Source organism: Pedobacter planticolens (genome assembly GCF_014172375.1).
GTDB lineage: Bacteria > Bacteroidota > Bacteroidia > Sphingobacteriales > Sphingobacteriaceae > Pedobacter > Pedobacter planticolens.
Map to the genome: position 1 here is coordinate 753,788 of NZ_WNXD01000002.1, position 19,683 is coordinate 773,470.

Genomic DNA, 19,683 nt, shown 5'->3' on the forward strand with positions numbered 1-19,683 from the left:
ATTCTTCGCTGCGCTTTGAATGACAAAAGGAATTATTTCTTCAGCGTTGTTTCAAACAATTTAAAAATACGTTTGTACTCATCTGTCCAGCTGCTTGGCTCTACAAAACCGTGGTCTTCTACTGGATAAACAGCAAGTTCCCAATTGTCTTTGCCTAGCTCGATAAACCGTTGTGTCAATCTCACAATATCTTGGAAGTGCACGTTTTCATCAACCATACCATGTAACATTAACAAGTTTCCTTTTAGTTTATCGGCATAATAAATTGGCGAGCTGCGTTTATAAGCAATTGGATCATTTAAAGGTTCATTTAAAATATTTGCGGTATATCCATGATTGTAATGCGCCCAATCTGTAACCGAACGTAAAGCTCCGCCAGCAGCAAAAACTTCTGGTTCTTTAAACATTCCCATTAAGGTGATAAAACCACCGTAAGAACCACCATACAAGCCTACATGTTTAGGGTTAACTCCATATTTCTCTACCAACATTTTAACGCCATCTACTTGATCGGTTAAATCCTTTCCGCCCATATCTCTATAAATTCCTGTGCGGTGATTTCTTCCATATCCAGAACTTGCTGTGTAATCAATGTCGATAACGGTATATCCATTATCCGCCAGTAAATTGTTGAACATGTATTCTCTAAAATATTGGCTCCACCAGTAATGAACATTTTGCAAATAACCTGCACCATGTACAAACACTACCGCTGGTTTATTTGGGTGAGGATTTGCCGCTGGATAAACTCTTGCGTAAACATCATCTCCGTAGCGGTTTTTGAAAGAAACTAAATCTGGTTGACGCCATTTGTAGCTATCAAATTCTGCAGTGGTAGATTTTGTAATTTGAACTGCTTTAGCCCCTGGCTTGTTAGCTTGGATATATAATTCCCAAGGTTTATACATGTAGGAGTAATTAATAGCTAACCATTTTTCATCTGGAGATAATGTGATTTCATTACCGCCTTTCATGGAAGTAATTTGAACTAACTCGCCTCCATTTACACTAACCTTATAGAAATGCGTAATGCCTGGATGTTCTTTATTCGCGGTGATATAAAAAGTGGTTTTGTCTTTTGATAGTTGTGTTCTTTGCACTTCCCATTTACCAGAGGTGATTTGTTTTTTCTCACCTGTTGCTACATTGAAAACATAAAGATGAGAGTAACCTGTTGCTTCGCTTTGGAAATAAAAACGATTATTATCTATCCAATCTATACCTCTGCCAACTCCAGGTCCGCCTATCCATGCTTCATCACGTTGACGATCTAATACGGTTACATTCCCTGTTGCAGCATCTAGTTTTAAAACCCATAAATCTTTATTGTCTTGTGCGTCAGCAGTAATAATTGCCGTAGTTCCATTCTCATTCCATTCAGGGCTTCCTAAATTTACTTTACGATCTTCGTTTTTTTGAGTGCGTTCTTCTAATTGTTTAGGATAGTCTTTTACATAATCTGGCAAATCTTTTATACCTGTGATTTGAGCTGTTTTAACTGTGTAAACACTATCTTTTTCTCCATCGTATAAAAAGTTTTCGGATACAGTTAAGTTCTCGCCAACTTTAGTACGCCCAGCGATATCTTCTGTATAACCAGATGAGGTAACATAGTTAGGAACGATGGTATTGTGATTTGTGATTACTGGCGTAGTTAAACGATAACTTACAAATCTTCCATCGGGGCTAACCACCAAACCTGATAAAAATTTGTCCTCAAGGTAGATAGGTTTAATTGTTTTTTGATTAGCATCGGCAGCGCCAAAACGACCACGACCTCCAAAACCTTGAACCCTTCCTCCTGTTTTATTACGTTTTTTAATAATATCGAAAAGTTCTGTTTGCTCTGTTTTTAGCCAACTATCTTGCATCGTAGCCACAGCTCTTTCTGGAATAGCTGGTCTTTTTCCTTTTACAAAATTGGTTAATTGTTTAAACTCGTTGGTTTGTAAATTCAGTTGAAATAAATTATCTCCACGTTGAAAAACAACATCATTATTGTATAAAAAATAAGCGCCATTTTCGCGGTCAACTGTATTCGTTAATCTAGATTCTTTTTTACTTTTAAAATTGTAAAAATAAATGTCTCCACCTTTTTCATACAAGGCTAAAGATTTGTCTTTATTGTACGTATAATTATTTCCCGCAGCTTTTGCTGCTTCATTATCTGCTGCAATTTCTGGTTTATTGGTTGAAACACTTACTTTATACGCTTGATCTTTTTCTTTATTTTCAGGATTCCACGTAAAGAAAACAGTTTTGCTATCCTCTGACCAACGGTAATTTGTTGGAGAAACACCCATCCATTTTGGGTCACGCATTATTTTTTGAACGGTTAGAGGAGCAAGCTGTTGTGCTTGTGCCACACCCGTTAAAAGCAAAAAGAAAACTAGATATTTTTTCATTCTATTATTCACAAAATTTTAATTTGATTTACTTGCTAAACCACCTTTTTTACTGCTCACATTCACAGTAAATTTACTACCACCTTTTACCAACCAGCGAACAGTTACATAAGAATTACCAGCAATATTATTTACTTTGATATTTGCTGGATCCATTTTTTGTTCAGTTGTAAAGTTCATATCGCGGTTGTTTACTACCATTCCCGCAACTACATTTCCGCCAGTTAAAGAAATAACATCTGGTGTTTCAATGTTATTTTTTACATCCTGACTAGAATGTGTAGGGATCATTCTATCGTTCGTTATGACTGCCGTTACTTGTGTTAATCCACCACCAATTTCTTTCACTTCAATTTCTCCAACATTTAATTTTGGTGTATTGTAAGCATGATAAATACTGAAAGCCATGTTTCTATGCGCATCACTTTCTAGCAAAAAGCCTGGATGTAAACGCGTATATGTTTTCTTAAATCCTCCAATTTCAATATCGCCATAAGTTGGATGTTTGTACGGATGCCAATCTACAAATGCATCTTTCATCAATAGATCTTTATCGAAAGTATAAATTTGGGTTTGACTATCTTCTCCATCAGGTTTGTTGTACATAGAATAGCCAGTCCATAATTCGTTAGAGAATGTATAAATTCCTCTTCCGCCATAAAACCAATCTAATTCTCCTCCAAAAACAGAATACAAATCTTTATAAACCACTAGATACTTATAGCCTGGAAGCATTTCTTCGCCTTTTTTACCTAATGCATCATAAACTCTAACATCTTGTGCGTTGTAGGTGTCTAAATCTTCCAAAGCCCCTGGACCTCTTAAAATCATTCCGCCATTATTGTGGTAAGATTGTGCTGCTGCGATATTAGGGTGTTTCATTACAAAATCTAAAATCGCTCTATTTTCTGGTATTGAGAATGGATATTTATACGCACCTCCTTGAATATAATTTGGCTGCCAATTCCATCCCCAATCGCGATTAGGATCATAAGCACCTTCTCCATCTTCATTTACAAAACCATCGCCATCGTTATCAATTCCTTCCGATCCTAATAATTCATATTCACCTTTTTCATCGTTCCCCACCATAATCATTCGTCTTGAATCTGTAGGGTCAACTTTGTAACGACCGGTTGCACTTTTACGACGCATCATTACAATGTTTCCATCGCCATCTAAATCATCAAAGCCATCTTCATTCGTCGCTCCATCTCTATCGTTATCAATTGGGATTAATCCAGAACGAGGAGAGTGTGCCGTGTTCGCCTGATGAATAAAATTATCTCTCGCATCTGGGTTAATTGTTGGTGCGATATAAAATGTTTTTTCGGCCAATAAAGATTGGATTGCTTTATTGCCTGCATCAAACATTTCTGCTAAATACCAAGCTGTGTACAAAGCAAACTCACTTCCTTGTATTTCGTTAGAGTGTATATTTCCATCGATGTACATGGCTGGTTTTTTATCGGCACTGCCAACTTTTGTATCGGTAATGGTCATTATCCAAAGTTCTTTTCCTTGAAAAGATTTTCCCATCGATTCAAGCTTAACCAAGTTTGGATGAGCCGCAGCTAGTTTCTTACAAATTTCAGTAATCGCCGTATGATCGTTGTAACGGTTCCAGCTAATTTGCACTTTAGGATTTGGTGGCGTTCCAACTGCCGCCAATAGATTTTCGGGTTTTTGAGCTTTTAAAATTCCGGCACACAAAATTAGTACAGCCAGAAGAATAGTAGGTTTGATTCTCATTGTCTTGTCTGATTTATAGTGTTACCTCAATAGATTTACTTCCTGTGGTTGGGCTGCCAGCATCGATAGTTATTTTGCCGCTACCTTTTATCAACCATGTTAATTCTTTATACTCTTTACCCTGAATACCTTCTAACGATTGCGTTTTTCGTCCGCTTACTACTGTTTGGTTTGCGTTGAGATTAACTTTTACAGCAATCTTTTTTAAGAAATAACTGCGGTCGCCAATTTTAGTATAGGTTGGTAAATCGCCCGTATTTAAAACACTTAATGTAACACGAGTTAAGCCATCGGAAACTTTTTCAGTCTTCACATTTACCACATCTATTTGAGGTGCCATTGCTGCTAATCCTACAATAAAATCTGTGTGTTTGGCTACAATTCCATTCACCATTTTATACGGCGGGTTAATCAATACAAAAGGATCAATACCTCCAACTTCTACTGTTTGCCCTGGGAAATCTGGATGAGAAACTGCTTTCCAAGGTGTAAATGTATCGGTAATTCCTTGACTTGCTGCCCAGCGCAAATAAGATGCGATTGGATCTTCATTTGTAAATTTCTTTTCTTTTCGGGTCGAATCTGATGTAGTTTTAGGAACCCACCATCCTGGTGTACTAAAACTTAATCGTCCATAATGGAAATACGCCCATTGTGAAAAATCGCCGCTTTCGGCTTGTGTTTTTGGAGCGTCTTTCGTTTTAGTAATTTTATTGTAGCGTTCGGAAACTAAAGCATTTGATTTTGCGTCACTATCGAACCAGCCAGTAATTACCCTTTTAGAAATTGCTGCCGAATTAAAAGTAATTGGTGTAGATAAATTATTTGTTGGGCCAAAAGTAACTACAGCATACACATTAAAGGCATCGAACAAGAAATCAAAAAGCGCTCTGTTCTCTTTTTCCGAAACTGCATAATCTCCAGCGCCCAGAATAAATCCTTTAAAATTATAACTTGAGTTTTTATTGAAATGGATTCCGCCATCACCATCCTCGTTAAAATCACCGTCTTTATCGTTATCTATTCCTTCTGGCAATAAAATATACTTCCCATTTTCACCTTTGCTAGCATCTGCCAGTAATAAAGAGCGAGGATCATCTGTATTTATTTTGTATTTTCCTGTTGGATCAAGAATACGCATCCAAGTAATTTTTCCATTTCCATCCAAATCATCTACATCATCTTCATTTACTTTTCCGTCTCTATCATCATCGGTTTTAGTTGCATTTCCACTACGCTCTGATTTAACTTTAGCGAAATATTGCTCAGTAGCATCTGGGCTCATGTTTGGAAACACATAAAATGTTTGTTTATTCAACAGGTTTTTAATGCTATCTACATTAGAAGATGCCATTAATTTTTCCGCAAAGCCGATTGCCATTTCTACGCCTAGAAGATGTTTTCCTTCTACGCCCCCAACTACTGCGATTGCTGGTTTTTGTTCTGTTTTACCAGAACCAATGGTCAACATCCAGATGTCTTTACCACCTACGGTTTGCGTTAAAGATTTGGTTTTAACCCATTGTGGATATTTTTCTGCGAGCGCTTTTACCCTTTGGGCAAGACGAGCATTGTTACTATAATCCTGTTGATTTTGTGCGGAGACATTGCATAGCAATAGCAGAAAAAACAGATTAAAAAGGTAAAGTTTCTTCATGTTTGTTTAGGTTATGCTTGCAATTTATAGAAAAAAGCAATTACATAATCTAAAGCATTATAAAATGTTACAGAGCAGAATTAAAACCACATAGGCTATCTAACCACTTTACCATTCTGATCAATATTTACATTAAATGGAGGCATATAATCCTGCAATAAAACAGCTAATTCTCGGCGATTTATCTGTCTATTTAAATCCAGTTCTGTTTTAAATTGATAGGTCGTTTTCCATTTTTTAGCAATCTCTTTTTTAGTGTTTTCTAGCGATTTATTTCCTACATAACAAATCATCTCTAAGGCAGATCCAATTGTTATTTGCGGGTTTTTATAATCATCAAACCAAATTTGAGCTTTGTAATAGAAATCTTTAATTGGTTGTTTAATTTCTTCGGTGGTTACCAATTTATCTGGCGAAAAACTGGCTGTTGTTTCGTTAACATCTGCTTTCAAAATTCCTGTTACGCCAACCATTTGTATCGCTTTCCAGTTCGTATCTATTGTTTTTATATCGGCAAAAGGCATTAAATTTAACTTATAATTAATTAATTCTCCTTGTATTTTCTTCAAATTAGAAAGTGAAGTTTTAGTATCATAAAAAGCGGAATAGGCTGCAGTTGCCCCAGCCGCTTGACCAAGAATCATGCTATGCGAATCGTTTATCCATACTAAATTCTCTTGTTGAGGAATAAAGAAATCATATAATGAAAAGATAGTAGCATTTGTTCCGTTAACAGATTTCCCTGCAGCTACGCTTGTTCTGTAAACTGTTGTGTTATACGCTAATTCCATCCAATTTCTTGTTGATTTTACCTCAATTTTTAAAGCTTCGTTCAACTTTACATCTCCAGGATTAATGAACACTTTAGGTTTTATTGTGCTTCCATCACTTAATTTAAAACTCCAATTATTTCCAGAACGTTCTGCTTTAACCCACTGTACATTTTTAATGATGGTTAAATTTTTAATGCTATCCGCCCAAGCTGTTAACACGTTATTTGCTACTTGCTTATCAAATTCTGCTGACTGTTTTCCGCCGTTTTTATTCAGAAATGCATTATATTTTTTGGAGAATGTTGCTTGTATTCCCGAACTTAAATCAGCTTCAATTGGCGAAATATCAAATCCTCCAGCTTGTACTAAAATAGTTGTTTTTACACCAGAAATAGCCGATTGAAGTCCTGCCGCAACTGCTGCATTTCCGTTTCCAATTACCAACACGCCTGGTCTCACTGTTTGTGCGTTTGCATAATCGAAGAAGACCATCAATATCAAAACAAAAAATAAATTTTTTCTCATTTTATAGTGTTATAAGATTATATATGCAATATGCTTTAATTGGATGTGTTTTTAATGAATTTTATTGCCATTTAACTATATTTAACAATTCACAAACCCAGTAGCGCTCAACGGTATGGAACAAAAGATTGAAGTGGTTTTTAAAACTCAACAAGCTTACAAATATACGCTTAGAAAAAATAATGCGGCACAACGTATTGTTAAATTAAAAGCGCTAAAAGATGCCATAGAAAAGTACGAGGACAAGCTTTATAGGGCGTTGCAAAGCGATTTACGCAAAAGTGCTTTTGAAACTGCGGTTACCGAGTTGTTTTTTATTTATGGAGAATTGGATTTTGCCATTAAAAATTTAAACGAGTGGATGTCTCCAAAACGCATTGGCAACACCTTAACTACTCCTTTTGCAAAAAACAGAATATACTACGAACCGAAAGGGGTTTGTTTGATTATTGCACCGTGGAATTATCCTTTTCAACTGGTCATGAGCCCATTAATTTCTGCTATTGCAGCAGGAAACTGTGCTATTGTTAAACCGTCAGAATTAAGCCCAGCTACTAGTAAAGTAATTGGCAAAATTATAGCCGAAGCATTTGATGAACAAGAAGTTGCCTGTTTTGAAGGGAATGCCAGCATATCAACGTTGTTATTGAAATTACCTTTTGATCATATATTTTTTACTGGAAGTACCGAAGTTGGGAAAATAGTAATGGAAGCTGCCGCTAAAAATTTGACTTCAGTAACGTTAGAACTTGGCGGAAAATCTCCAACGATTATTGATAAAGAGGTAAACATAGAAAAAGCAGCAGAAAAGATTGCTTGGGGCAAATTAGTTAATGCCGGACAAACTTGCATTGCGCCAGATTATGTTTTTGTACATGAGCAACAGCTTGATGAATTTATTGGTTTGTATAAAGCTGCAGTAAACAAAATGTATTTCAAAACAGATAAACTGGACACGAAAGTTTATGGAAAAATTATCAGCACCAAGCACTATAAAAGATTAAAAGATTTAGTTGATGAAGCTGTAGAAAAAGGTGCAAGAATAGATTTAGGAGGAACTTTCGATGAAGCTAATCAAACTATAAATCCTATTGTGTTAAGTAAAATACCTAACGGCTCAAAAATAATGGAAGAAGAAATATTTGGCCCTGTTTTACCTATTATTTCTTATCAAAATTTAGACGAAGTAATTGACCAAATCAACTCAAAAAGCAAAGCGTTAGCATTGTATATTTTTAGTAAAAACGGAAAAAACATCAAACATATTATTAAAAATACAAGCGCTGGTGGTACTTGTGTAAACGATGTTTTAATTCATATTTCTAACCCTAAATTACCTTTTGGCGGTGTAAATGGAAGTGGGATTGGAAGTTGTCACGGGGTTTTTGGTTTCAAAAATTTCTCTCACGAAAGAGCGGTTGTTTTTCAGTCGAGGTTAGATTTTAGTAATATGATTTATCCTCCTTATGTTGGTAAAGAATGGGTTTTAAAAATGCTTAAAAGAATTATGTAATTTGAATTATGCAAGAGCTAGAAAAATTAAAATATCCCATCGGGAAATATATTCCGCCAGTAAAAATTGATGATGAACAAATTCAATTATGGATTGAAGATTTAGCGAATTTTCCTCAAGAAATTGCTACAATTACTTCTTCATTAAGCGACGCTGATTTAGAAATTCCTTATCGCCCAGATGGTTGGACCGTTAGACAAGTGGTTCATCATTTAGCAGATAGTCACATTAACGCATATACTCGTGTTCATTTAACTTTAACTGAAGAATGCCCAACTATTCGTCCGTATTTTGAAGATAAATGGGCAGAATTACCTGACGGAAAAACTGGAAATATTCACCTTTCTATAGCCATTTTAAAAGCTATTCATGAGCGCTTAGTCTTTTTACTTCGAACACTAAACGCTAATGATTTTGAACGGACTTATTTTCATCCAGAGGCAAAAAAAGAATTTACTTTAGGCTATTTACTTGGTAACTATGCTTGGCATGGAAAACATCATTTAGCTCACATTAAATCTACCATAAAATGAAGAAATATTTAATCCTGCTGGTTTTTGGAGTAGCATTTCATTTATCCGCCAATGCGCAAAAAAATAGCTCTTTACAACAATTCTCTTTTATATTAGGTAATTGGGAGATGAAGACCACAAAAGGAAAAATCACCGAAAGTTGGGTGCAAAATAAAGTCGAATTAAGTGGCAAAAGCTACCGTCATACTTTAAATGGCGATAGTGTTTTGATGGAAACGCTATTGATTAAAAAAATTAATGGTAATTTTTATTATTGCTCAAATGTCAACGGACAAAACAATGGTGAAACTGTAAATTTCAAATTAATATCTACTGAGAACAACACTTTTGTTTTTGAAAATGCAACGCATGATTTTCCGCAGCGAATTGTTTACCAAAACCTAGGTAAAGATGAGTTATTAGCTTGGATAGAAGGAGAGAGAAATGGCAAAAAAGGTAAATCTGAGTTTCGCTATCAACGGAAAAAATAATTATTCGTCATTCCCAACTTGATTGGGAATCGTAAAGCAATTTAGACTTTTTTACGCTTTATGATTCCCGTTTTCACGAGAATGATGGCACAATTCAGAACGAAGAATCTATAGGTGGCAAGAGATTCTTCGCTTCGCTCTGAATGACAAATCACTACTTAAAACTTATTAAGTTGTGTGTTTAACCATTTAATTTCCTCTTCTTGAGCTTTAATAATATCTTCGGCCATTAACTGAATATGAGTGTTATTTGAATATGGCAAATATGCTTTTGCCATATCAACTGCACTTTGGTGATGAGGAATCATTAATGCTACAAAATCATTCTCAATATTGTCGGTTAATTTCACTTTACTCATTCCCTCCATCATCGGATTCATCGAATTATTTAACGTGGTTTTAAATTTATCAGCATTATTTGAGGGTTTTTGAGAGGCTGTTTTCAGGAAATCTTGGAGCATTTTAATCTCCTTTTTTTGCGCCTCAATTATTTTGTTTGCAAAACTGATTAATTCTGGAGATTTTCCATTTTTCACAACGGCTTCTGCCATTACAATTGCGCCTTCATGATGAGGAATCATCATCGAAGCAAAATCATAATCTGGATTTCCTGTTTGTTTCGCTTTATGCATTGCCATCATGCTTTCATCCATGGCCTGCATCATTACATTTTTCTCTTTTATAGGTTGATGATTGGTAGCCGAATGATCATTTGAACTTGTTTTTTCTGCCTGATTGCAAGCTGAAAATAATACTGCTGCAGCAGCTAATGTGATTAGTGTCTTTTTCATTTTATAGTATAATTAACATGGTTGCACTCATTGCAATCATCAAAAAATCTTCGATTATAGTTAACGTGCTCATTGGCAAATTAAAAACTGCACCTAAGCATGCACATTGTATTTTTCTTTTATTTAAAACACTTTGCAACACGCCAATTATGCTAATTGTCATCACAATCAACGTAACCAAATTCGTTACGACAGGATTAAAATTAAGTGCAAAAGCAAGCCCTAAACCTAATTCGATGAACGCATAAATGTATCCCCATGGTTTAAAGATTTTGCCAACAATATCATACATCGCATAACTTTCTGCAAATCCTTTTAGGTTAATTAACTTAAAAAATGAAAATGAAAGAAAAAATCCTGCCATAAAAAAGCGCATAAATAGTTCTCCATTTATCGTTTCATTTTGCCAACTGGCGATAAGAGAAATTATGCCTACGTAACCAAAAAGCAAAAGCACAGGTTTATAGGTTTCCCAAAAGGATTTGGTTTCTTCTAGTATTTCGCTATGCGCTTGTGCAGAGATTTGATATTTTGAATCGTTGCCACCTAAAGCATCTTGTAAAGTGCTTAAGCCAACGTGTTTTTCCATAGTTATGGTCGCCGAATTTGTGTCTTTTGAAACTTCGACATCCATAATATCGGGTACTAAAAGCAAACTGCTTTTTACTTTATTTTCGCACCCAGAACAGGTCATGCCTGTAACTTGATAAGTATGTTTCATCGTTATTATTTTATAACACAAAATTACGGCAAGAGTTTGCGCAAGTGTTATATCCTAACCGGAATGATTTATATAATTACGAGAAAACTTATTGATTTAGGTGATTTTTACAGATGTCATGGTTAAAGAACCGCCAACAGCCTTATCGTTAAATAAAGTTGCTTCCTCGTTCTCTTTTTGCAAACCAAGCGTATACATTAATGGCAAATAGTGTTCTGGAGTTGGTATGCCCAACATTACATCACTACCCATAGTTTGAAAGTTCATTAATGACTGATGGTTTTTATTCAGGATAGCATTTTTCAATTTTTCATTGGCTTTAATAGCCCAATCGTAACCACCACCGTTTATCATTTCCCAACTCATCATTCTTAAATTATGTACCATGTTGCCACTACTTAAAATTAAAACGCCTTTTTTGCGCAGGGCGGATAATTCTTTAGCCAAATCATAATGATATTGAGCATCTTTTGTATAATCGATACTAAGTTGTAAAACTGGAATATTTGCCGCAGGATACATGTGTTTAATTACCGACCAAGCTCCATGATCTAAACCCCAATCGTGATCTAAAATTATCGAGGTTGATTTTACTAAATCCGCTGTTTCTTGTGCTAATTTTGGATTCCCTGGAGCAGGATATTGCACATCAAAAAGTGCTTGTGGAAATCCACCAAAATCATGAATAGTTTTTGGAAAATCCATCGCTGTAATTCGAGTTCCTCTGGTAAACCAATGCGCAGAAACTATCAATACAGCTTGCGGAACGGGAATACTTTTAGCGGTTTCAATCCATTTTTCACTAAACTCATTTATTTCAATTCCATTCATTGGCGAGCCATGCCCCATAAAAAGTACAGGCATCAACTCTGTTTGAGCTAAACTTGAGGTGAAATTTTTAAATTGATTTAGCGTTTCCATAGATTTTGCATTTTGTCAATATGAACCTGTCAAATTCTCTTAGAAAAATCCTTCAACAAGTTCAATATGACATGTAAATTTTTATTTAGCTTGAACGAACTCCAAGTTCAATGTAATGTTAACGTCTTTTGCAATACCAGCACCAGTTGGATCATATTTAATATTATAATCTAAACGATTAATTTTTGTAGTTGCCGTAAAACCTGCTTTCGTATTTCCTTGCTGATCTTTCGCTGTACCTCCATAAGTAACCATAAATTTGACATCTTTAGTTACATCTCTTATGGTTAATTTTCCGCTCAGTGTATAATATTTATTAGCCTTATTAGGAACTTTTGAAGCAATTTTCTTTAAAGAAGTACTTACAAAAGTCATTGCTGGATATTTTTCTGCATTGAAAAAATCATCCGATTTTAAGTGATTATCACGCATTTCTACACTGGTATTAATGCTCGCAACATCAATCGTAAAATTGATTGTTGCATCCGTTAAATCTGTTTTTGCGGCTGTGATTGTTCCATCAAATTTCTTAAATGAACCATCTACAAATGAAATTCCCATGTGTTTTACAGAGAAATTTACAAATGAATGCATTGGATCAACCGTCCATTTTGTTTGGGCAAAAGAAGCAATGCTGATGCTACTTGCCAGAATAAATAAAAGTAATTTTTTCATAATCAAATCTTTTTAGTGATACAAAGCTACAACAAGCAGCACCTCCACTTTGTTGATGTATGATAAGAAAATATAATTACAATTAAATCTCGTCCAACGTTTTACGAATTGTATGTTGAAACGCTTTATATTCGGATGGTGTTTGTCCGCTTACTTTTTTAAACTGAGTTGATAAATGTGCTACGCTACTATAATTCAATTGAAAAGCGATTTCACTCAGAGAATGCTCGCCATACGTAAGCAATTCTTTCACTTTTTCTATCTTCTGCTGGATGAAATATTTTTCAATGGTACTTTGTTCAGTTTCAGAAAAAACAGCACTCAAATAAGCGTATTCCGTATTTAGTTTTTTGCTCAAATAATCAGAAAGATTACTTTTTAAAGGTTCAGTTTGATAATGAATTAACTCAATTATAGCCGTTTTAATTTGCTCTGTTAATTGCTTCTTTTTATCCGTTAAAAGTTCAAATCCAAATTTGTTAAGTTTTTCTTTAATCGTTTCACTTTGTGTGGTACTGAGTGTTTCTTGTAACAGTTCAACTTTGCCTAATTGTACCGAAACGGGATTAAAACCAAGCTGTTCGAGCTCAGTTTTAACCACCATTTTGCATCGGTTGCATACCATATTTTTGATATACAGTTTCATTATTTTTTAGCGATAGTTTCTGTTACTTCGCCACAATCGTACATCATACTGCCATAAAATGGATTTTGAACCGCTTCAACTTCGTTTAACCAACTTTTTTTAGCCATTGGGCAATACTGAACATAAACATCATTCGTGTTTAATTTAAGTTCTTTTGCTAATTTCAGCATAGCTGATGAAAGTGGCCAAAAACTTTTACGTTGTTCTTTCAAATCCTTTTGTAATACAATAGCATCTGCTGATTTTATAATCTGCGCAGTCTGTGTTTTCCAAACGGTTTGTTGTGTTGCAGACAATGATTCAACTGGAAATGTTGTCAAAGCTATGGTTAGGCCTTTAGCGCTCATATTAGCTAAACGAACATCATCTTTTGCTAAAGCATTTTTAGTGTCGAAATACGCTTGTAATGTTTTGTTAAATCCTTTTTTAGCATCAATACTTTGTGCTTTTGTAAGGATAAATGTGCCGGTTAAAATCGTTATAATTAAAAGTATTCTTTTCATATTTTTTATTTTAATACGTTAAAAAAATTAAATTCTACTCTGGCTAAATACATGTTTTTCAAGTATCTATTTTGTACATTTCCAGTTGCTTGAAAACGATAGCCCAAGTCTATTCTTGTTCTGCTATTTAAAATTACCTGAACAGCTGGTGCTAAATCCAAATAAGAATTTCCGTTAGTTGGATTTGTTTTACCTAGTACTTCTAAATATAAATTAAAATTAGGCTGATTATAGTTTTTATACACAAAAGGCAACACTAAATAGCCAGAAGATAAACTGTAATTCAACATTTTATCTGGCGTAGGCATTCCAATTAGTTGCTTGCTTTTATCCTCAAATGTTTGACTATAACCTAGTGTGGCAGATAAAGCCAATTTGTGAATTAGCTGCGTAAAAATTAATCCACCTTGCCAGCCCGAATTATCGCCTTCCAAATTAATATCTTCCGTATAGGCTGGTCTTTTGCTGGTACTAATTCTCCCATAAGCAGCTCCACGGAAATGGCTTTGTGCTTCATCTAAAGATAAAAATCTATATTTTGCATACAAACTTCCGCCTTCTAAGCGATATTTTCCATCCATATCAGAAAGGAAACCCTGCACATGAAACATTAGATTTTTATTAAATCCAACCATTACTTCGCCAACAGATCTACTTCTAAAATCAGGACTGAAAAAGCCTTCATTTGTTAATCTCATGCCGATAGATTTTGATGGCATATTGCTGGCAGGCTCAGTAAACACATATAATTCTTGTGCATAAACCAAATGATTTGCGCCGAATATTATCAGCGCAAATGCAATTATTTTCTTTATCATCTTTTAAATACTTAAATGATAAACTCTTGTTTTTTTGCCATTAACTAGCGCTGTTCCACTAGCATACGAATCGAATTTTACAGTTGTTGATTTTTGTTTAAACGCTGAGTTTGAAATAAAGTTTTTATCAATAACATTAACTTTAACCGAACCGTTTAACACTTTATCTTTTGCGTTTATAAAACGATAAACATTGCCATTAATAATGGTTTGACCATTTTCATCAATTTTTGCCTGATTAAAGCTCATTGTAGCTTCCAATTTTCCAACAGAAAAACCAGCATCTTTTACTTTTTTATTCAGTTGATCAAAACTTACGGCTTTGTCTTTTTTAAAGGTAATTACGAAAAGATTTCTGTTTAAATCTGGCGTTACATTGGCCACATAATCTAAAGTGCGCAAAGATTTTTCGGTAGCTTGAGAACACATTGAACAGGTTAATCCAGTTACTTGCATTTCTACGGTAGTTATTTGTTGAGCGTATATTTTTATAGCAAAAAATAACAAAAATAATATGGTGATTTTAATCGTTTTCATTGTCGAAATTTTTAAGTGAATACTAAATTATCTCCCTTTGGGGAAATATAAAACATAGCAAAGCACAGCTAATTAAGCTATTACTTTAGTATTCTTTTGGTTAATTTCTGAAAACGCAGTTAAGCACGTGTATCGCTACTCCCGTGGATCTTGGGGGAGCTTTATTTTCCATTCTGCTAAAAAATGCAGGAAAAAATGGCTTGAACAGTTCGCTAATTCTATTTGGGAGATACGTTTCTAAACTAAAAAGCTTAGGAAGTTTAAACGAACTTTCGGTTTGATGACTGTCTTTAACTTTAACTTCAACTTTGGTGTTTTTGCAACAACCATCGTCTTTTTTGTCTTTCGGCTCTGCTTTGCAATATTTACATGCTGCTCTATCGGTAAAAACTGAAACCGAAGCAAGTTCTCCTCCGCAAAAGTGCATGCTCAACGCCACACCAATTACGCTTACTAGGTAAAAAGTGCACAGACTAAGGGCAAGTTTTTGCTTTAACTTCATCAAAGGCAAAGCTATACATAAATTTTTAAAATCAGATTTTATGCTTTGTTAAAAATTGGTAAATAAAATTTAAGGGTTGATATAAGGCTGTTCTAGTTTTTTAAATAACTTAGCATAAATTCATTTTAAGTATGAAAAAAATTCTCTTCCTTTTTTTAAGCCTTTGTTGCATACAGGCATTTGCCGCTAAGCCTAAAAATCAATATGTAAAAATTAGCACCTCAAAAGGCGAAGTCATTATTAAATTGTATAACGAAACCCCTTTGCATCGAGATAATTTCTTAAAATTAGCCAAAAATGGCACGTACAATGGCACTTTATTTCACAGGGTGATAAAAGCATTTATGATTCAAGGTGGCGATCCTGATTCTAAAAATGCAAAACCAGATTCTTTATTAGGAAATGGCGATTTAGGTTATACCATTCCTTCAGAATTTAGAGATAGTTTGTTCCATAAAAAAGGTGTTTTAGCCGCAGCAAGAGAAGGTGATGACGTTAATCCATTAAAAGCATCGAGCAGTTGTCAGTTTTATATTGTACAAGGAAAAATTTGGACAGATTCTACCTTAAACGCAGTTGAAACCAAACGTATGAAGTTTAAAATCCCCGAATGGCAACGTCAAGTTTATAAAACTATTGGCGGCACGCCACATTTAGATCGTAATTATACGGTGTACGGTGAAGTGGTAAAAGGATTAGAAATGGTTGATGCAATTGCAGAGGAATTAACCGATAAAAACAATCGCCCTAAAAACGATATCAAAATGACTGTTTCTGTTTTAACCAAACGCGAAGCTAAAAAATTAGAAAAAGAATTGGCTAAAAATGCAGTCAAACAAAACACATAATACTGATGAAAATTATTTCCTATAACGTAAATGGCATTCGTGCCGCAGCTACAAAAGGTCTTTTTAATTGGCTACAAGCTACCGATGCAGATATGGTTTGCCTGCAAGAAGTAAAAGCGCTAAAAGAACAAATTCCAGAAATTATTGGTTTAATTGAGCAATTAGGCTATCATCATTATTGGTTTCCGGCCGAGAAAAAAGGATATAGCGGCGTAGCAATTTTAACTAAAATTAAACCAAACAACGTTTCTTATGGTTGCGGCGAACCATGGATTGATGCTGAAGGCAGAATTTTACGAGCAGATTTTGATGGCTTTTCTTTAATGAGTTTATACATGCCTTCGGGTTCAAGTGGCGATGAAAGGCAAATTAAAAAATACGAGTTTATGCGCTTTTTTGATGTATATATTGATGAATTACGCAAGCAATATCCAAACTTAATTATCTCTGGCGATTACAATATTTGCCATCAGGCGATAGATATTCACAATCCAAAATCGAATGCAAATTCATCTGGTTTTTTACCTGAAGAACGCGAGTGGATGGAATTATTTATGAACAATGGCTTTATCGATACTTTCCGTCATTTTAATAAAGACCCGCATCATTATACTTGGTGGAGTTATAGAGCAGGATCGAGAGGTAAAAACTTAGGTTGGCGTATCGATTATCATTTAGCTACACGACAAATGGAAAGCAGATTAAAAAATGTAAAAATATTACCCGATGCATTACATTCAGATCATTGTCCAGTATTGTTAGAAATAGAATAGCCCGTAATTCAACAATGTTAATCACCAATATAAAAGGTCTTGTAGGCGTACATCCAAAAGAAAAATTGGTTCTTCGTGGCAGCGAAATGGCTAATTTACCTGTATTGGAAAATGCTTGGCTTTTATTAGAAGATGGATTAATTAAAGATTTTGGGTTGATGAACGACATTCCTCCTTCTATTTTACATCTTCCATCCGTTGATGCCGAAGGCAAATTCGTATTTCCAAGTTGGTGCGATAGTCATACCCACATTGTTTTTGCCGCTCCACGTGAAGAAGAATTCGTCATGAAAATTGCAGGCAAAACCTACGAAGATATTGCCGCAGCTGGTGGAGGGATTTTAAACTCAGCACATAAACTACAACAAGCCTCTGAAGATGAGCTTTTCGAAAGCGCTAGCCTTCGTCTTAAGGATATGATTAAGCAGGGCACTGGAGCTGTTGAAATTAAAAGTGGTTATGGTTTAACGATAGAAAGCGAATTGAAAATGCTTCGCGTTATTCAAAGGTTAAAGCAAGTTTTCCCAATTCCAATAAAAGCAACTTTTTTAGCCGCACATACTTATCCAACTGAATACAAAAGTAATCATCAAGGATATATCGATCTCATTATCAATAAAATGCTTCCGGCAGTTGCCAAAGAAAAATTAGCCGATTACATTGATGTTTTCTGTGAAAAAGGCTTTTTTTCTGTTTCAGAAACTGATGAAATTTTATCCGCAGCTGCAAAATATGGTTTAAAACCAAAAATTCATGCCAACCAACTTTCGGTTTCTGACGGAGTACAAATTGGTGTTAAACATCAGGCAATTTCGGTAGATCATTTAGAAGAAACCGATGATGAAGTATTAAGTGTTTTAGCAAACAGCAACACTATCGCAACGCTTTTACCATCGTGTTCATTTTATTTGAATATTCCTTTTGCGAATGCTCGTGGTTTGCTAAATTCGAATGCAACCGTTGCTTTAGCTACAGATTATAATCCTGGTTCTACACCTTCTGGCAATATGAATTTTGTGGTTTCATTAGCCTGTATCAAGTTAAAAATGCTACCCGAAGAAGCGATTAATGCAAGCACATTAAACGGTGCTGCTGCGATGGAATTAAGTCGAGAAATGGGCAGTATCACCATTGGCAAAAAAGCGAATTTATTCATCACAAGAGCTATGTCTTCATTAGCATTTTTACCTTATAGTTTTGGACAATTACAAATAGAAACTGTTATTTTAAACGGAGAAATTTACAATGGATGGCTTTAAAATTTATTCGCAGAGCGATGTTTTGGCATTGGTAAATCAACGGACTGGTGAGTTAAGATTGGGCGAAAAAGTGCAAGTAATTTCTTCGTTAAATGAATTGCAAAACTCTTCTGCAAAATATGTTCTTTTAGGCATTCCTGAAGATATTGGCATAAGAGCAAACTACGGAATTGGTGGCGCAAAAACCGCTTGGAATTCGGCAGTTAAAGCACTTCTAAATATTCAAAGTAATCCTTTTTTACAAGGTGAAGAGGTTTTGGTGTTGGGTCATTTTGAAATTGAAGAACCCACAGATAGTAGGGTTCAGGGCTTGAGAAATAAGACCAATGATATTGATGCTTTAGTTTACCCTGTTATTCAAAAAATTGTGCAAGCAGGAAAAATTCCAATTGTAATTGGTGGTGGGCACAACAATGCTGCTCCGATAATTTCTGGGGTTTCAATTGCTTTAAATAAGCCAATAAATGTAGTTAATATAGATGCGCATGCAGATTTAAGGGATATTAATGAGGGAAGGCATAGTGGAAATGGTTTTAGTTATGCGATACAGCATAGCTTTTTAAATCAATACAAGATTTTTGGCTTGCATCAAAATTATGTAAATCAGGATTTGCCCACTCATCTAGCTGCGAGTAAAAACATAAGCGCTTTTTATTTCGAAGATTTATTACAAACCAATAAATCTATTTGCCAAAACTGGACTGAATTTACAGGAGATTTGGCGTCGCCCTGCGGACTAGAAATAGATTTAGACAGTATTGAAAATGTATTATCTAGCGCAATTAGTCCTTCGGGTTTTGCTTTAAATGATGTTCGTAAAATTCTTTTATCAAACAGGAAAAATTACAGCTATTTACACATTTGTGAGGGCGCAACTGAATTAACAGACGGCAGAAAAAATTTGACTACTGGAAAAACAATCGCGTATTTGATTAGTGATTTTATTAAAAGTGCTTTGTAAAATCCCGAAAATTTTCTTCAATAATTATATTGTTAACTTCAAAGAAACAATCCTTTTATTTTATAAAATAAAAAGCAAAATCTAATGTTAGTTGGAGTAA

At 34.8% G+C, this 19,683-nt stretch carries 20 protein-coding genes; 7 read left to right on the plus strand and 13 right to left on the minus strand.

Features of this window, described 5'->3' with window-relative positions; genetic code table 11:
- Nucleotides 1-32 precede the first annotated feature (32 nt).
- The 4 genes from GM921_RS11975 to GM921_RS11990 all read right to left on the minus strand — a co-directional run bounded on the left by GM921_RS11975 (nucleotide 33) and on the right by GM921_RS11990 (nucleotide 7,112).
- A complete protein-coding gene (locus GM921_RS11975) occupies nucleotides 33-2,405 on the minus strand; it encodes a S9 family peptidase (RefSeq protein WP_182922874.1) in 2,373 nt (790 codons plus the stop codon).
- 18 nt (nucleotides 2,406-2,423) lie between these two features.
- Entirely contained in the window at nucleotides 2,424-4,157 is a 1,734-nt protein-coding gene (locus GM921_RS11980; protein WP_182922875.1) for a M14 family metallopeptidase, read from the minus strand.
- Nucleotides 4,158-4,170: 13 nt separating this feature from the next.
- Nucleotides 4,171-5,814, minus strand: coding sequence for a M14 family metallopeptidase (locus GM921_RS11985; protein WP_182922876.1), 1,644 nt, complete (start codon nucleotides 5,812-5,814; stop codon nucleotides 4,171-4,173).
- A 95-nt stretch (nucleotides 5,815-5,909) separates the two neighbouring features.
- Nucleotides 5,910-7,112 (minus strand): hypothetical protein, encoded by a 1,203-nt coding sequence (locus GM921_RS11990; RefSeq protein WP_182922877.1) that lies wholly within the window; start codon nucleotides 7,110-7,112, stop codon nucleotides 5,910-5,912.
- A 115-nt stretch (nucleotides 7,113-7,227) separates the two neighbouring features.
- Between GM921_RS11990 and GM921_RS11995 the strand changes: the two genes are divergently transcribed.
- From GM921_RS11995 to GM921_RS12005, 3 genes are read left to right on the plus strand one after another with little or no spacing between them, the layout of a single operon-like run.
- On the plus strand, nucleotides 7,228-8,625 hold the full coding sequence (locus GM921_RS11995) for an aldehyde dehydrogenase family protein (protein ID WP_182922878.1): 1,398 nt from the start codon (nucleotides 7,228-7,230) through the stop codon (nucleotides 8,623-8,625).
- 8 nt (nucleotides 8,626-8,633) lie between these two features.
- Nucleotides 8,634-9,158: a YfiT family bacillithiol transferase gene (locus GM921_RS12000; protein ID WP_182922879.1), complete on the plus strand. Its 525-nt coding sequence runs from the start codon at nucleotides 8,634-8,636 to the stop codon at nucleotides 9,156-9,158.
- Complete coding sequence (locus tag GM921_RS12005) at nucleotides 9,155-9,628, plus strand: DUF6265 family protein (RefSeq protein WP_182922880.1); 474 nt, start codon at nucleotides 9,155-9,157, stop codon at nucleotides 9,626-9,628. Before GM921_RS12000 ends, GM921_RS12005 begins: the two co-directional genes overlap by 4 nt.
- Nucleotides 9,629-9,786: 158 nt before the next feature.
- Here the strand turns inward: GM921_RS12005 and GM921_RS12010 are convergent, their stop codons facing one another.
- The 9 genes from GM921_RS12010 to GM921_RS12050 form a co-directional block, all read right to left on the minus strand.
- Nucleotides 9,787-10,419: a DUF305 domain-containing protein gene (locus GM921_RS12010; RefSeq protein ID WP_182922881.1), complete on the minus strand. Its 633-nt coding sequence runs from the start codon at nucleotides 10,417-10,419 to the stop codon at nucleotides 9,787-9,789.
- A 1-nt stretch (nucleotide 10,420) separates the two neighbouring features.
- Nucleotides 10,421-11,140 (minus strand): heavy-metal-associated domain-containing protein, encoded by a 720-nt coding sequence (locus GM921_RS12015; protein ID WP_182922882.1) that lies wholly within the window; start codon nucleotides 11,138-11,140, stop codon nucleotides 10,421-10,423.
- A 96-nt stretch (nucleotides 11,141-11,236) separates the two neighbouring features.
- Nucleotides 11,237-12,061: a 4,5-DOPA-extradiol-dioxygenase gene (gene ygiD / locus GM921_RS12020; protein ID WP_182922883.1), complete on the minus strand. Its 825-nt coding sequence runs from the start codon at nucleotides 12,059-12,061 to the stop codon at nucleotides 11,237-11,239.
- A gap of 81 nt (nucleotides 12,062-12,142) precedes the next feature.
- Nucleotides 12,143-12,736: a YceI family protein gene (locus GM921_RS12025; RefSeq protein ID WP_182922884.1), complete on the minus strand. Its 594-nt coding sequence runs from the start codon at nucleotides 12,734-12,736 to the stop codon at nucleotides 12,143-12,145.
- An 82-nt stretch (nucleotides 12,737-12,818) separates the two neighbouring features.
- Nucleotides 12,819-13,382, minus strand: a complete 564-nt coding sequence (locus GM921_RS12030; RefSeq protein WP_182922885.1) for a helix-turn-helix domain-containing protein — start codon at nucleotides 13,380-13,382, stop codon at nucleotides 12,819-12,821.
- The gene (locus GM921_RS12035) at nucleotides 13,382-13,885 is read right to left on the minus strand and encodes a DUF3347 domain-containing protein (RefSeq protein WP_182922886.1); all 504 of its coding nucleotides are present in this window, start codon (nucleotides 13,883-13,885) and stop codon (nucleotides 13,382-13,384) included. Before GM921_RS12035 ends, GM921_RS12030 begins: the two co-directional genes overlap by 1 nt.
- A gap of 5 nt (nucleotides 13,886-13,890) precedes the next feature.
- Nucleotides 13,891-14,703 (minus strand): hypothetical protein, encoded by an 813-nt coding sequence (locus tag GM921_RS12040; RefSeq protein ID WP_182922887.1) that lies wholly within the window; start codon nucleotides 14,701-14,703, stop codon nucleotides 13,891-13,893.
- 3 nt (nucleotides 14,704-14,706) lie between these two features.
- Complete coding sequence (locus GM921_RS12045; RefSeq protein WP_182922888.1) at nucleotides 14,707-15,240, minus strand: heavy-metal-associated domain-containing protein; 534 nt, start codon at nucleotides 15,238-15,240, stop codon at nucleotides 14,707-14,709.
- A gap of 100 nt (nucleotides 15,241-15,340) precedes the next feature.
- Entirely contained in the window at nucleotides 15,341-15,742 is a 402-nt protein-coding gene (locus GM921_RS12050) for an HYC_CC_PP family protein (protein WP_182922889.1), read from the minus strand.
- Nucleotides 15,743-15,873: 131 nt separating this feature from the next.
- Here GM921_RS12050 and GM921_RS12055 point away from each other — a divergent pair, with 131 nt between their 5' ends.
- From GM921_RS12055 to GM921_RS12070, 4 genes are read left to right on the plus strand one after another with little or no spacing between them, the layout of a single operon-like run.
- Entirely contained in the window at nucleotides 15,874-16,590 is a 717-nt protein-coding gene (locus GM921_RS12055) for a peptidylprolyl isomerase (protein WP_182922890.1), read from the plus strand.
- A gap of 5 nt (nucleotides 16,591-16,595) precedes the next feature.
- Complete coding sequence (locus tag GM921_RS12060) at nucleotides 16,596-17,363, plus strand: exodeoxyribonuclease III (protein WP_182922891.1); 768 nt, start codon at nucleotides 16,596-16,598, stop codon at nucleotides 17,361-17,363.
- A gap of 14 nt (nucleotides 17,364-17,377) precedes the next feature.
- Nucleotides 17,378-18,622, plus strand: coding sequence for an imidazolonepropionase (gene hutI, locus GM921_RS12065; protein ID WP_182922892.1), 1,245 nt, complete (start codon nucleotides 17,378-17,380; stop codon nucleotides 18,620-18,622).
- A complete protein-coding gene (locus GM921_RS12070) occupies nucleotides 18,609-19,583 on the plus strand; it encodes a formimidoylglutamase (RefSeq protein ID WP_182922893.1) in 975 nt (324 codons plus the stop codon). Before hutI ends, GM921_RS12070 begins: the two co-directional genes overlap by 14 nt.
- Nucleotides 19,584-19,683 lie beyond the last annotated feature (100 nt).

Excerpts from the sequence above, each read along its gene's own strand:
- GM921_RS11975 (WP_182922874.1), bottom strand. The coding sequence starts at position 2,405 with ATGAAAAAATATCTAGTTTTCTTTTTGCTTTTAACGGGTGTGGCACAA.
- GM921_RS11980 (WP_182922875.1), bottom strand. The coding sequence starts at position 4,157 with ATGAGAATCAAACCTACTATTCTTCTGGCTGTACTAATTTTGTGTGCC.
- GM921_RS11985 (WP_182922876.1), bottom strand. The coding sequence starts at position 5,814 with ATGAAGAAACTTTACCTTTTTAATCTGTTTTTTCTGCTATTGCTATGC.
- GM921_RS11990 (WP_182922877.1), bottom strand. The coding sequence starts at position 7,112 with ATGAGAAAAAATTTATTTTTTGTTTTGATATTGATGGTCTTCTTCGAT.
- GM921_RS11995 (WP_182922878.1), top strand. The coding sequence starts at position 7,228 with ATGGAACAAAAGATTGAAGTGGTTTTTAAAACTCAACAAGCTTACAAA.
- GM921_RS12000 (WP_182922879.1), top strand. The coding sequence starts at position 8,634 with ATGCAAGAGCTAGAAAAATTAAAATATCCCATCGGGAAATATATTCCG.
- GM921_RS12005 (WP_182922880.1), top strand. The coding sequence starts at position 9,155 with ATGAAGAAATATTTAATCCTGCTGGTTTTTGGAGTAGCATTTCATTTA.
- GM921_RS12010 (WP_182922881.1), bottom strand. The coding sequence starts at position 10,419 with ATGAAAAAGACACTAATCACATTAGCTGCTGCAGCAGTATTATTTTCA.
- GM921_RS12015 (WP_182922882.1), bottom strand. The coding sequence starts at position 11,140 with ATGAAACATACTTATCAAGTTACAGGCATGACCTGTTCTGGGTGCGAA.
- ygiD (WP_182922883.1), bottom strand. The coding sequence starts at position 12,061 with ATGGAAACGCTAAATCAATTTAAAAATTTCACCTCAAGTTTAGCTCAA.
- GM921_RS12025 (WP_182922884.1), bottom strand. The coding sequence starts at position 12,736 with ATGAAAAAATTACTTTTATTTATTCTGGCAAGTAGCATCAGCATTGCT.
- GM921_RS12030 (WP_182922885.1), bottom strand. The coding sequence starts at position 13,382 with ATGAAACTGTATATCAAAAATATGGTATGCAACCGATGCAAAATGGTG.
- GM921_RS12035 (WP_182922886.1), bottom strand. The coding sequence starts at position 13,885 with ATGAAAAGAATACTTTTAATTATAACGATTTTAACCGGCACATTTATC.
- GM921_RS12040 (WP_182922887.1), bottom strand. The coding sequence starts at position 14,703 with ATGATAAAGAAAATAATTGCATTTGCGCTGATAATATTCGGCGCAAAT.
- GM921_RS12045 (WP_182922888.1), bottom strand. The coding sequence starts at position 15,240 with ATGAAAACGATTAAAATCACCATATTATTTTTGTTATTTTTTGCTATA.
- GM921_RS12050 (WP_182922889.1), bottom strand. The coding sequence starts at position 15,742 with ATGAAGTTAAAGCAAAAACTTGCCCTTAGTCTGTGCACTTTTTACCTA.
- GM921_RS12055 (WP_182922890.1), top strand. The coding sequence starts at position 15,874 with ATGAAAAAAATTCTCTTCCTTTTTTTAAGCCTTTGTTGCATACAGGCA.
- GM921_RS12060 (WP_182922891.1), top strand. The coding sequence starts at position 16,596 with ATGAAAATTATTTCCTATAACGTAAATGGCATTCGTGCCGCAGCTACA.
- hutI (WP_182922892.1), top strand. The coding sequence starts at position 17,378 with ATGTTAATCACCAATATAAAAGGTCTTGTAGGCGTACATCCAAAAGAA.
- GM921_RS12070 (WP_182922893.1), top strand. The coding sequence starts at position 18,609 with ATGGATGGCTTTAAAATTTATTCGCAGAGCGATGTTTTGGCATTGGTA.